This window comes from Microcoleus sp. LEGE 07076, from assembly GCF_015207455.1.
In the GTDB taxonomy this organism is placed as follows: domain Bacteria; phylum Cyanobacteriota; class Cyanobacteriia; order Cyanobacteriales; family Microcoleaceae; genus Microcoleus.
Window position 1 is genome coordinate 1 of sequence record NZ_JADEWV010000165.1, and the last position, 13,229, is coordinate 13,229.

General features: G+C 48.7%; 9 protein-coding genes. 5 read left to right on the forward strand and 4 right to left on the reverse strand.

The genetic code is table 11. The annotated features are described in order from the left end of the window. The 4 genes from IQ270_RS22300 to IQ270_RS22315 all read right to left on the reverse strand — a co-directional run. Positions 1-1,330 (reverse strand): ABC transporter ATP-binding protein (locus tag IQ270_RS22300; protein WP_193975398.1); only part of this gene is annotated, 1,330 nt, incomplete at its 3' end. 289 nt (positions 1,331-1,619) lie between these two features. Next, the gene (locus IQ270_RS22305; protein ID WP_193975390.1) at positions 1,620-3,143 is read right to left on the reverse strand and encodes an RtcB family protein; all 1,524 of its coding nucleotides are present in this window, start codon (positions 3,141-3,143) and stop codon (positions 1,620-1,622) included. Positions 3,144-3,419: 276 nt separating this feature from the next. Beyond that, complete coding sequence (locus IQ270_RS22310; RefSeq protein ID WP_193975391.1) at positions 3,420-5,255, reverse strand: APC family permease; 1,836 nt, start codon at positions 5,253-5,255, stop codon at positions 3,420-3,422. Between the two features lie 67 nt (positions 5,256-5,322). After that, on the reverse strand, positions 5,323-6,162 hold the full coding sequence (locus IQ270_RS22315; RefSeq protein ID WP_193975392.1) for a prephenate/arogenate dehydrogenase: 840 nt from the start codon (positions 6,160-6,162) through the stop codon (positions 5,323-5,325). A gap of 38 nt (positions 6,163-6,200) precedes the next feature. Here IQ270_RS22315 and IQ270_RS22320 point away from each other — a divergent pair, with 38 nt between their 5' ends. The 5 genes from IQ270_RS22320 (at position 6,201) to IQ270_RS22340 (ending at position 12,944) form a co-directional block, all read left to right on the forward strand. Then, a complete protein-coding gene (locus IQ270_RS22320; RefSeq protein ID WP_193975393.1) occupies positions 6,201-7,763 on the forward strand; it encodes a pentapeptide repeat-containing protein in 1,563 nt (520 codons plus the stop codon). 95 nt (positions 7,764-7,858) lie between these two features. After that, on the forward strand, positions 7,859-9,421 hold the full coding sequence (locus IQ270_RS22325) for a pentapeptide repeat-containing protein (RefSeq protein ID WP_193975394.1): 1,563 nt from the start codon (positions 7,859-7,861) through the stop codon (positions 9,419-9,421). Between the two features lie 184 nt (positions 9,422-9,605). Beyond that, positions 9,606-11,135 carry a pentapeptide repeat-containing protein gene (locus IQ270_RS22330; protein ID WP_193975395.1) on the forward strand — a complete coding sequence of 510 codons (1,530 nt, stop codon included), beginning with the start codon at positions 9,606-9,608 and terminating at the stop codon, positions 11,133-11,135. Positions 11,136-11,157: 22 nt separating this feature from the next. Beyond that, positions 11,158-12,666 (forward strand): helicase C-terminal domain-containing protein, encoded by a 1,509-nt coding sequence (locus IQ270_RS22335; protein WP_193975396.1) that lies wholly within the window; start codon positions 11,158-11,160, stop codon positions 12,664-12,666. 65 nt (positions 12,667-12,731) lie between these two features. Continuing rightward, entirely contained in the window at positions 12,732-12,944 is a 213-nt protein-coding gene (locus IQ270_RS22340; RefSeq protein ID WP_193975397.1) for a DUF2839 domain-containing protein, read from the forward strand. Positions 12,945-13,229: the final 285 nt, after the last annotated feature.

Below are 13,229 nucleotides of genomic sequence, written 5' to 3' on the forward strand. Positions count from 1 at the left end.
CCGTACCGTGAAACAAAAACACATCTTGACTCACCAATCCGATCGCTCTCCGCAAATCTTTTAAATTCAGGTTAGTTAATTCTATACCGTCGAGATAAATCTGACCGTATTGTACCTCGTACAGCCTCATAATTAATTTTACCAGCGTACTTTTTCCCGAACCAGTTGCGCCAACAATCGCAGTAGTTTTCCCCGCCGGCAGAGTCAGGGAAAAATACTGCAAAATCGGCTTTCTTTGATTGTAATAAAAGGTAACATTTTTAAATTGTATCTCGCCCTTAATCGAACTAACCGGCAGCCGAATATCGCCCGTGCGAATGGCGATCGGCGTATCCAACAAATTCATCACCCGATTAGTAGAAGCCATTGCGCGCTGGTATTGATCCAGAGTATTTCCCAGGCGAGTCAGCGGCCACAGCAACCGCTGAGTTAAAAACACCAAAACGCTGTAAGTTCCCACAGACAACCGGTCCGCCACCACCTCCAAACCGCCCAGAAACAGCGTTGCAATAAACCCCAAAAAAATCACCACCCGAATCAGCGGAATAAAAGCAGCCGAAAGTGCGATCGCCCGTTGATTGCTTTGGCGGTAAGCTTGGCTTTGTGCTTCGATGCGCCCAGTTTCGTAATCTTCAGAAGTAAAGCTTTTAATAGTAGTAATTCCCGTCAAATTATTTGACAGTTGCCCGTTCATAAAACTCACCTTTTCCCGGACATCAGCATAGAGAGGAGCGAGGCGATTTTGAAAGGCGATCGAGCCCCAAACAATAAAAGGTATCGGCAGCATTGACAGCCCAGCAACACCAGGAGATGCAGCAAAAAAAGCCGCGCCAATCACAACAACCGTTGTAATTACCTGAATCACCTCATTAGCGCCGTCGTCCAAAAAACGTTCGAGTTGATTGATATCATCGTTGAGAATAGAAATCAAACCGCCCGTACTGCGATCTTCAAAATAAGCTAATTCTAATTCTTGCAAATGGCTGTAAGCTTCCAGACGCAAATCGTGTTCGATATCCTGAGCCAAATTGCGCCACAAATAATCGTAAGCATATTCAAAAACTGATTCCAAAGTCCAAACAATCAAACTCAAAAAAGTAATAATTGCCAGTTGCCAAAAAACATCTTTGATGCCCCACTGAGCCAGGACAGAATCTTGTTGTTTCACCACCACATCAACGGCAATCCCGATCAATGCCGGCGGCGCTAAATCGAAGAATTTATTCAGCAGCGAGCAAATACTTGCCAGCCAAGTTTTCAGGCGGTAGCGGCGGCCGTACTTCAGCAGCCGCTTGAGGGGATGGACAGGTTTAGAGGGATTTGGTGACAATTGAGGATGGGGATAATTGGACAAGTTTTAGATTTTACACTTACTTTCACGGCTTTGGGAACGGCGTCGAAGCCCATTCCACACCTGTGAAATTGTTTTTGGGAACGGCGTCGAAGCCCATTCCACAACCTGTAAAATTGTCTTTGGGAAAGGCGTCGAAGCCCGTTCCACACCTGTGAAATTGTCTTTGGAAACGGCGTCGAAGCCCATTCCACAACCTGGAAATTGTCTTTGGGAACGGGCTTCGACGCTGTTGATGAAAACAGTTTTTGAGAACCGACAAATCAGCCTAGGCTTTAAACGTTAACACTGGCTTCATTTTAGCGACTATCCCCACCATTTGTGCCTCCACCTGAACGTCAATTACTGGTTGAATTGGTTTGTAAGCTGCCGGGGCTTCTTCGATTCTACGTTCTTCCCGCAAGGTAATGCAATCTATGCCGGTTAATCCCAAAGCGGCGTCTGTTTTGTCAGCACCTTGGCGACTGAGATCGAAGCGCGATCGCGCCCGGCCCGCACCGTGAGAAGCCGATCGCAAAAATCGATCGTTTCCCAAACCAATTAGCAAATAAGAGGGCGCACCCATTGAACCAGGTACAATTACAGGCTGGCCAGAATGTGCGGGACAAGCGCCTTTGCGAGTCACCCAGCCCGCACCTTCAACTAAAGTAATATTGTGAGGCAAGTCGTAAACTAAAGGAGCTTCGATATCCCCGAAAACTTGTCGCAAACGCAGTCGCAGAAGTTCTGCTAGCAACAAGCGGTTGATAAAACCATAATTGGCGGCGGTTGCTTCCGCTTGTAGGTAGCTGCTCACAAGTTCGGGATTGGCTTCGACAGACAGTGGAAACAGCCCGGATTCAGGGTATTTTAGGGTTTTCGGCCAGGCTTCGCAAGCTCGATCGCGCCACATACCGCCGATGTATTTGCCGACATTTCGCGAACCGGAGTGAATCATAAAAGCGATTTGTCCCGATCGCACTCCCCAAGTATAAGCCGTAGCTCGATCGACAACTTCCTCAACCACTTGAATTTCTACAAAATGATTGCCGCCGCCGATAGTACCCAAGCCACCATCCCTGACTGTGCCGTCGTTTGGGACTAATTCTGCCGGAGCCCATTTGACATCGCCATTCATGGAACCCCCTCCGAAAGTGTGTTCGCACTCAGCAGCCAACTGCTCGAAATCCGAATTAGCTGCGCTACCAATTGCCCGATCCAGCATACCATCCAGCCATCCGGGTATCCCGTGTTGGAACATCGCACGGGCAGTTTTTGCAGTCATGCTGACATCGCGAGTACCGAAGAAATAATCGCCTTTCATCAACTCTACAAATCGATCGCGCTTTCCCAGGAATTGTGCGATCGACAAATCAGCAACGTGTAATCGCATCCCGCAATTAATGTCAGAACCGACAGCCGCCGGAATCACCATTTTGTCAGTTTGGACGATCGAGCCAATAGCCACTCCCGCATCACCCGGATGGAAGTCTGGAGTGGCGCAGGCGCGACAAACACAACCACCTTGAGGGTGACGCACATTCGCCAAATTTGCTAACTGTTTGAGCGCCTTTGCTTCCACCGGAAAACCTTCTGGAAGCAAAACTTCTGCTGTTGTGGAACTGGCATCTTGCCAGTTATCTCTTGTAGCAAAAACATTTTCACTGTTTTCTGTTGTGAAACTGGCATCTTGCCAGTTTTCTTTCAGAGAACTATTGAGACAAATCGAGTAGACTTTGTTGTCGTAACTAACATCAAGACCTTGCCGAGACAAAGCTCGCCAAAGCCTGTTCAAGTTTTTTGGCTGCTGCATAAGTAGTCTGTTGCGGGTTGCAGTGCAACCCCCACAAATTGAAGAGATGTTGTAGTTTATAAAAGACTTTGGTTCAGCAGCCGCAATCTTTTTAGAGACAAGTTGAAGGCAACTTTTCTACCTATGGCGATCGTGGCACATTTTTTTTGATCTGTCAACTTCCAGCGAGGATCAGAAACCGGGTTTCTGCCTAGATACTTCGCAAACACACAAAAAATTTGTCATAAACCCGGTTTCTTTTGGCACAGTCTCCTCAATAATTCCAGTTTTCATAGTTTAGAGATAATATCTAACCGTCGTCACCACCCGACTTCTTTTCGCCCGCAAAGCCGCCTTCAAAAAGAAAGCAGTTTGATTGTGCAGCAGTCCCTCCCACCAATTTCGCGTCACAAATGCCGGAATAATCAGCGTTAAGAACACTCCCGGCCGCTGTTCTTCAAATAAAGCCAAAAAGTGAGTCAAAGCCTCAGTAACAGAACGGTAAGGCGATTCCAGAATTTCTAAAGGAATGTCGGACTGCAAATCTTGCCAAGCAGCTTGCAGTTTTGCTCGATCGGTCAAACCAATATCTACGTGAACCGCTACAACCTCATCAGCAATTAAACGAGCGTAATCCAGAGCTTCCAAAGTTCCCCGGTGCAACTGCCCGACTAACACCACTGCCGGATGTTTCACCGCCTTAACTTTAGGTCTGGGAGGATAAGATATAGGTGCGATTCCCTGAATGCTCAAGCGAGCGGCTACATAGCGATAGTGTCGGTTAATCGCTAAAAATAGACTGACTACGATCGGAATAGTTACTACCACAACCCAAGCTCCCAAAAGGAATTTGGTAGCGACAATTACAGCCAAAACTCCGGTGGTTGCCACTGCACCAATACCGTTCATCAAAGCACTAGACTGCCAACCTTTACCACGCTCTTTAAACCAGTGAATTACCATTCCCGATTGAGAGAGAGTAAAAGAAGTAAACACCCCAACCGCATACAGCGGAATTACTGCGGTAGTATCGCCCCGGAAGATGATAATTAACACAGCCGCGCAGAAACTGAGCAAATTAATGCCATTAGAATAAACTAGCCGATCGCCCAACAAGGACAACTGCCTCGGCAAAAAACCATCCCGCGCCAAAAAATAACAAAGTCGCGGAAAATCCGCATAACTCGTATTCGCCGCCAACAGCAAAATCAACAGAGTTGCGGCCTGCAAATAGTAATAAAATATGCCCAATCCAAAAATATCTTTTCCTAACACAGAAAGGAGCGTTTCGTTTTCTTTAGGAATCACTTGATAAATATGAGCTAAGTAACTAATTCCTAAAAACATTACCCCCAGAATTACCCCCAAATAAGTTAAAGTCAGGCGCGCATTCTTCCATTCAGGAGGTTTAAAAGCCAACACCCCATCCGATATTGCTTCAACTCCAGTCAGCGCCGTACAGCCGGCTGCAAAGGCGCGCGCGATCAGAAATAATCCCAAAGGTTCTTTAGCTGGAATATTTTCTAATGCTGGCAAAACGTGACCAGTTGCCTGTTGGAATAAACCGCAGCCAATCAAGACAAAAATGCCCACGATAAACGCATAGGTGGGAACCATAAATATCTTGCCAGATTCCCGCAATCCCCTGAGATTGGCAAACATAATCAGGACAATACAAACTAAGCACAGTTCAACAGTATAGGGCAGCAACGAGGGAACTGCGGAAGTCAAGGCGGCAATACCAGCCGAAATACTGACAGTTACGGTGAGGATGTAGTCAATCATCAGCGAAGCTGCTGCGATCAAACCCGGATAAGTACCCAAGTTTTCTCGCGCCACAATGTAAGCGCCGCCACCGTTTGGGTACGCTTTAATCGTCTGTCGGTAAGACAGCGCCACGATCGCCAACAGTAAAACAATAATTCCCGAAATAGGCAGCGATAAACTCAAACTGCTGCTCCCTGCTAGTAACAGCACCAGCAGAGTTTCTTGAGTAGCGTAAGCCACAGACGAAAGTGCATCAGAAGCAAGAACAGCTAGTCCTGTAGCGTTGCTCAACCGTTCGTGAACAGATGCGCTGGTGGGGAGAGATTCACCCAGTAAAACCCGCTTGAGTCGAGAATAAGTGTACATTTAAACTCTATATAGAGGCGTCCACAAATCATAATCGAGACGGGGACAATTTGAAGCAATTTTTTACTTACAAGTTATAATTTGCTCTCGCTTGTTGAGTCAGCTTTAGCTTATGTTCGAGAGCTTGCCAATTTTCGGCTGCGATATCAGCGATGAACTCGTCGAGACTGTCGCGGTAAAATCGGAGCGATCGCAGCAATTCCTCTCGATTGTACTTCGCCACCATCACTCCCAGCTCGGGATTGCCGCCCCCGACGCGGCTGGTATCCCGAAAACCCGAACTCGCCAAATGTCTGGCTAAATCAACAATATGCTGATCGCCCTCAACAGCACAGGCGGCAACCAGCGTCGCGCTAGCCATCAGCGGCAAATGAGAAATCCAAGCCACAGCTCGATCGTGCTCGACAGGGCAGCACCGATAAACCTCAGCACCCAACAACCGCGCAATTTCCTCAACCTTTTCTAGCGAGTGCGCCGGAGTCACCGCAGTCGGCGTCACCACGTAAGGCCGCCCCACAAACAAATCCCTTACCGCCGCCTCGATCCCGCTTTGTGCAGTCCCCGCCATCGGATGTCCCCCCACAAAATTCGGCCACAGAGAAGACACAGCTTGTACTATGGGTGTTTTTACGGAACCGACATCAGTTAGAATAGTATCAGGGGAAAGATATGGCACCAACTCTCGGACGATCGGCTCGATCGACCCCAGAGGAGTGCAAATAAAAACCAAATCGGCTGCTGCCATATCAGACAGGTGTATGCTGGCAGCAGAGACAACACCGCTTTCTTGCGCGCGATCGCAAGTCTGCTGGCGACTCGAAACCCCAAAAACATCAAACCCGCGCGACCGCAAATCCAGAGCGATCGAGCCACCAATTAAACCAAGTCCGACAATACCGATATTCATAGCAATAAAATGGGGATATTTGATACGGTGCCGCCCCCATGACAGTCGAGGAACTCCTGAAAAAATATGCCGCCGGAGAAAGAAACTTTGCCGGAATCAACCTAACTGAGGCCAACCTCAGCGGCGTCAACTTGAGCGGAGCCAACCTCAAGGGTGCGAATCTGAGTGTAGCAAACCTCAGCGGAGCCAACCTCAGCAAAACCAACCTCACCGGTGCCAAACTCAACATCGCCAGACTCAGCGGCGCCCATCTCGGCGGTGCCAACCTCACCGACGCCGACCTCAACGTCGCCTACCTAGTGCGAGTTGACCTCAAAAGAGCCACACTCACAGGAGCAAAACTGATCAGAGCCGAGCTCATTAGAGCCGAGCTCAGCGGAGCCAACCTCAGCGGAGCCAACCTCAGCGGAGCCAGCCTCACAGAAGCCACCCTCCGAGGAGCCAACCTCGCTCAAGCCAACCTTCGAGGCGCCCACCTCAGCGGCGCGTACTTGACAGAAGCCAACCTCGAACAAGCCAACCTGCAAGGCGCCGACCTCAGTCGAGCCGACCTCAGCGGCGCAGACTTGCGAGGGACAGAACTCCGACAAGCCAACCTCACTCAAGCCATACTCAGCGGTGCCGACCTCAGTGGCGTCAATTTGCGCTGGGCCATCCTCAGCGGCTGCAACCTGCGCTGGGCAGACCTCAGCGAAGCCAAATTGAGCGGCGCCGACCTCAGCCGAGCCGACCTCTGCCACGCCAACTTACTCAATGCCAGTTTAGTTCACGCCGACCTGTCAAACGCCTATCTGATTCGCGCCGACTGGATTGGAGCCGACTTAACCGGAGCCACCCTAACCGGAGCCAAACTCCACGCCGTTTCGCGGCTCGGCATCAAAACCGAAGGCATGACCTGCAAATGGGTCGATCTAAGTCCCAACGGCGACCACAGCCAAATTTACTGGTTAAACTCCGGAGGAACCCACGAATTTTTTCACGAAACCTTACCCACAGTTAGGATTGTGATTGACTCGCCCTTAGACCAAGGCGCTCATTTTGCCTTAGCTGCAACTTATTACCAAATTGCCCAACAATACCCGAGTTTAAGTCAGCCGCCCACGATCGAAGTCAGCTCCAGGCGCACCGTACTCGCCTTTAAAATGGACAGCGACGATAAATTATTTGCCACCGCTTACGTTGCCATCATTCCTTTTAACGACGCCGCCACCACTCAAAAAAATCTGATAGCTTTGATGAAAATGATTCAATCCCAGGATGCAGGCAAACTTAACGTCAAAGAATCCAAACACGTCCAATTATCCAGCAAAGCTCTCAACCAAGCTATCAGCAAAGTAGACCAAATCAAAATTTCAAGTTCTTTTCCCAGAATCGGCGAAAGCATCAATTTTTTTCAAATTCCTACACAGATGATTTTAATTAATTCCTGCGGTGAAAAAGTCAGTGTATATCACCACCCAGCCTTCGGCAAGCGCCTGATCAAAAAATACGATCCGAACAATTCAACCTCAGCCAAGTTAGCCGAAAGTACAAAATTGGGTCAAGCTAATATCACCACCATTTTGGATTTTATAAAAGGATTCCACAATATAGATGTCTAGGCATATTGCATCAAGTTACAAAAAATGCTTATTCTATTAAAAGGTTGGCACAACAAAGCTTTGTTCTAGCTAACACATAAGGGAAAGTGAAAAGCATGGACGCCGAAGAACTCATCGCCAAATATGCAGCAGGAGAAAGAGACTTTACTGCCATCCTCCTGTGCGAGGCCAATCTCAGCAGGATCGATCTCGCCGGGGCTAATTTCAGCGAGGCAATCTTGAGCCTCACCAATATGAGCGGCACCAATCTGTCAAACGCTAACATGAGAAAAGCCAAACTCAATGTTGCTAGACTCAGCGGTGCCAATCTCAACAAAGCCAACCTCAGCGGCGCTATCCTCAACGTAGCTAACATGATTCGAGCCGACCTCAGCGAAGCCAAACTTGTGGAAGCTACACTGATCAGAGCCGAACTGGTCAGAGCCGACCTCAGCGGTGCAAACTTGAGCGGTGCAAACCTCAGCGAAGCAGATTTGAGAGAAGCAACCCTACGAGAAGCCAATCTAGAGCAAGCCGACCTCAGCGGGGCTCACCTCAGAGGCGCTTCCCTGACAGCGGCCAACTTGGAACGGGCTAACTTGCACAGAGCCGACCTCAGCAGGGCAGATTTGCGAGGTGTCAACCTCTGTAATGCCGAACTCAGACAAGCTAATCTGTCTCAAGCCAACCTCAGCGGCGCTGATTTGCGAGGCGCTAATCTCCGGTGGGCTGACCTCAGCGGGGCGAACCTGACGGGCGCTGACCTGGATGAAGCGAGATTGAGCGGGGCTAATTTGTACGGGGCAAATTTGAGCAATGTTAACCTGTTGAACGCTACTCTGGTACACGCGGATTTGACTCAAGCGAATTTGATTCAGGCTGATTGGGTGGGTGCAGATTTGACGGGGGCGGCGCTGACGGGGGCAAAAATTTATGCGGTGTCGAGGTTTAATCTCAAAGCAGACGATATTACCTGCGATTGGGTTGACCTCAGTCCCAACGGCGATCGCAGCCACATTCAGCGGTTTACTTCAGAAGAATCTCAACGGTTTTTTAATGCTACGCCGCCGACAGTTCAAATTATTGTCGATCGACCCCTAGACCCCGACGCTAACTTTGCCCTCGCTGCTACCTACCGCCAAATTGCCCGTCAATACTCGGGTTTGAGCCATCCTCCCAGCATAGAAGTTAATTCGCGGCGGACAATCATCTCATTTAGAATAGATCATGACGAGCAACTATTTTCCACAGCTTTCGTTGCTATTATTCCCTTTAGCGACGCGGCATTTACTCAGAAAAATCTGATTACTCTGATCAAGATGATCCAACCCCAAAGCGGCAATAACCTGGGTGTCCGAGTCTCAAATATGGTAGTGCAATTGAACGTGATGCTGACCAAAACAATCAGAAAAATAGGGGAAATGAAAATTCAGCCGGTTCGCCTCGATCGCGAACTGATGTCGATTTTTTTCCAATCGCCTACCCAAACCATACTCGCTAACTCCAGCGCCGAAAGTTTGATGGTTCACTATCATCCAGACTTTGGCAGAAACTTGGCAAATTTGCCGGGAGCAAACAAAACCTCGATCAATCCTGCAATTAAGGCCCAAAGATTCACAACCCCGCCGCTAAATACGGTGGTTGAGTTTGTCAAAAGCTTTTATCAGCTCGGCGAGTAAATATAGGCGAAGGAAGAAGGAAGAAGGAAGAAGGAAGAAAGAAGAAGGTAAATGCAATTGTCGGCAATAATTTCAGCAATTCAAAATGTAATAATATTGGGTTTGCTATATAAATTAATTGGATATAATTTATATTCAGACTGCATAAAACTTAGCAGATCCCCCTTTCATTCAGGTAAAAACAATGGAAGCTCAAGAACTTCTCAAACGATTTGAACTGGTCAAAAGATACACAGAAGGCAACAGAGATTTCACAGGAATCAACCTGAATGAAGCTAATCTCAGCCGCATCAACCTCAGCGGCTCGATTTTAAGGCGGGCTAGCTTATTTGTCACCAACATCAGCGGCGCTAACTTGAGCGAAGCTGACTTGAGCGAAGCTAACCTGAACGTGGCTAGACTCAGCAGCACCAATCTCTCGCGAGCAATCTTAAACGGGGCTACTCTCAACGTGGCAAACTTGGTGAGAGCCGATTTAAGTGGATCTCAATTAATCGGAGCATCCCTGATTAGAGGCGAATTAGTCCGCTGCGAACTCAGCCAAAGTAACTTCAGCGGCGCTAACCTGACTGAAGCCGATTTAAGAGAGGTAAAACTGACGGAAGCAAACTTGTCCGGTGCCAATCTTTCTGGTGCAAATCTTAGAGGTGCTTTGGCTTCATCAGCTAACTTTCAAGGAGCTAACTTGCACGGCGCGGATTTGACAAAAGCAGAACTTAACGGCGTCAATTTCAGCAATGCCGATCTCAGACAAGCTTCTTTGCAGCAGGTGAATTTCAGCGGTGCCGATTTGAGCGGAGCTAACCTCAAATGGGCCGATTTGAGCGGAGCTAACCTCAAAGACGCAGATTTGAGCGATGCTAAATTGAGCGGAGCTAACCTGAATGGAGCCGATTTAAGAAATACTAATTTAGCAAATACTAATTTTGTTCACGCAGATTTGACAGAAACTAATTTGATTAATGCTGATTGGGTGGGCGCAGATTTGACGGGGGCAACTTTAACTGGGGCAAGACTGTATTTGGTTCCTCGGTTTGGCATCATTGCCGATAATATTAATTGCGAGTGGGTTGACCTCAGCCCGGATGGCGATCGCACTCTGATTCAACAATTTAATTCGCCGTCAGAAGCGAGAAAATTTTTAAATCACAGGCCGGGGTTAGTGCGAATTGTGGTTAACGCAGTTTTAGATTACTCAGCAAACATCGCTTTAGCAACAGCTTACAGCGAAATAGCTCGGCATTATCCGGCAATGAGCTGTCCTCCCGATATTGAAGTCGGCTACCGCCGGACAACTCTCACTTTTAGATTTGATAGCGACGAGCATTTATTGCCAGCCGCTTTTTTAGGGATTCTGCCGTTTAATGACGCTTTAGAAACGCAGAAAAATATTGTGGCTGTTAGCAAAAATATTGGAAATCAAGATTTGAAAAATAATCGAGTTGTGCAGTTGTGTAAAGCATTGAATCTAGCGATAAATAATTTAAATGAAGCGACAGAAATGCTGCAAACAGTAGTAAATTCCGCTCGTAAAACAAAGTTTTTTCAGTCGCCTACCCAAACTATTTTAATTAGTTCGGGGCAGGAGAGTCTGACGGTGTACTCTCACCAGAATTTTGGTCGGCGAGGTGGAAAGAATCAGGAGAGTAAATTCAGTTTGCCGGCTGGTGAAAAAATAGTTGATTTTCTGGCAAGTTTTGATTATCTTGATTGAGCAATATCAACTGTGAAATCGATTGATTGAGGTAGAAGTCCACAACTCGCTGCTCCGCTTCTTGCGATCGACCTCCGAGCGGCACTGGCCCCACCATTTAACGATGGCGCGTCTCGTGGCGCGGGCTTTGCGCTTGGGGCGCAGCGCTCTGATCCAAACGGGGCTGCCAGCAGGAGCTTACCGACAGCGGTATCGAGTCAGCTATTTGCTGCCGGTGTTGATGTGGCCCGATCCCGTGATTTTAGTAGCGCCGACACCGCTGCTGGAACATTTGCACGGGGTGGAAATTCCCCGCTTGCAAGAGTGGCTGCAAACAGAGAAGCCGATCGAGACTTATTCCCAAAATGCCAGCGGGCGGGGATTGATGCTAGCAGATCCCGAGTCTTGGCTGGCGGATAGCTTGGCGGCTAATTCGCAACTCAGGAGCAATATTCCGACAATTATCGACGGTGTGGACGATTTGGAAGTTTGGACGCGCCAGCAGTTGACAGCGAGTTTGCAACCTGCTGACTGGAATGATTTAATGCAATCTGAGCCAATGCTGGCGGAGGAAATTCTCCAAGTGCGGGTACTGCTAACGCGGGCTGTTTTTGAGCATCCGACAAAACCTGATGAGTGCTATTTACTGGAAACGGCAGAGCAACATATTTTGGAGGGGCTGCTGGCAAGGATCGAGCCTAATCGGCTGATTCCGGCGGCTTGGAGCAATTTTTGGCATCGCTGGCAAACTAACGGCCAACTGCGGTGGGCGCAAATTCATCGATCGAGCGGGTCATTTTCTCTCTACTGCGCGCCGGTGCAGGTGGCGGAGGTTTTGGGCCAAATTTGGTCTGCGGTGCCTGTGGTGTTGATTGGCTGTGCGGTGGATGTGGAACAGAAGGCTCCGATCTTCCGGCAAACGATCGGATTGCCAGAGTTGACGAGTGTGAAGTTTTCGCCCGATCGACAAAACGAGTTAATTCAACTGTACATTCCCAACTGGCTGCCGCTGCCGAATACGCCGGAATTTCAGGGTGTGTTAATTCAAGAAATTCGGACTTTGCTGTTGATGAGTGTGTCGGTGGCGGGTTTAACGGTGTTGATTGTGGGTGATGTACCGCTGAAGGCTCGGCTGGCGGCGATTTTGGCTTCTGAGTTCGGTTCTCGGGTGCAGGTAGAAAAAACCGAGGTGGGCGAGAATGGGATTTTGGTGACTGGGTGGGAGTTTTGGCGGGAACATCAGGGGGAGTTGAGCGCGCCTCACTTGCTGGCGATCGCCACTTTGCCGCTACCTTCAATGGAAAATCCTTTGGTGGCGGCGCGTGTGGCTGATTATAAAGAGCGGCGCCAGGATTGGTTTCGGTTGTATTTGCTGCCGGCGGCGCTGAATGAGTTGCAGCGGGCGATCGCGCCGGTGCGAGAACGTCAGGGGGTTGTGGCGATTTTTGACAGTAGGGTGATTCACCGCAGTTACGGGCAGCAGGTTTTAGCGGCGCTGAGTCCGTTTGCGAGGATTAATTATTTGGATACGACTTGGTTGACGCAGGCCTGAGATGACCTGTTGACGTATAATTTGGTAGGGTATCCAGTTGAAATTTAATTTAGCAAGCAAAGATTATGGGTGAAGCTAAGCGTCGCAAAGAGTCGATCGGCGACGAATACGGTAAAGAAGAACGCATCCTTCCCTGGCTGCCAATCACCAAAACCCAAAGCGAAGATTTTGTGAGGTGGACATCTCGCGGAAGCTGGATCGGGATTAGCCTGTTGGTGGGTTGGTGGATTGTGGTGCGGTTTGTTGGCCCTGCCGCAGGTTGGTGGGTGGTTGATTGATGGTGAGACTCGACAAATGCCTGTGTTGTGGGCATTGTGTCGAGTTTAACTGAATTTTTTGGAAAATTAAGTTGCGAATATCGAGTGAGTGTGATATGTTAACGATCTGCGGGCAATTAGCACAGTGGTAGCGCACTTCCTTCACACGGAAGGGGTCACAGGTTCAAATCCTGTCATCCCGATTGACTTTAACTCTTCACGGGTAAAGGGTTTCAGATTTATTACTCTCTAGGATATTCCACTTTCCGCTCATCTTTAGCTCAGTCCGACTCTTCTAAGTAGCTG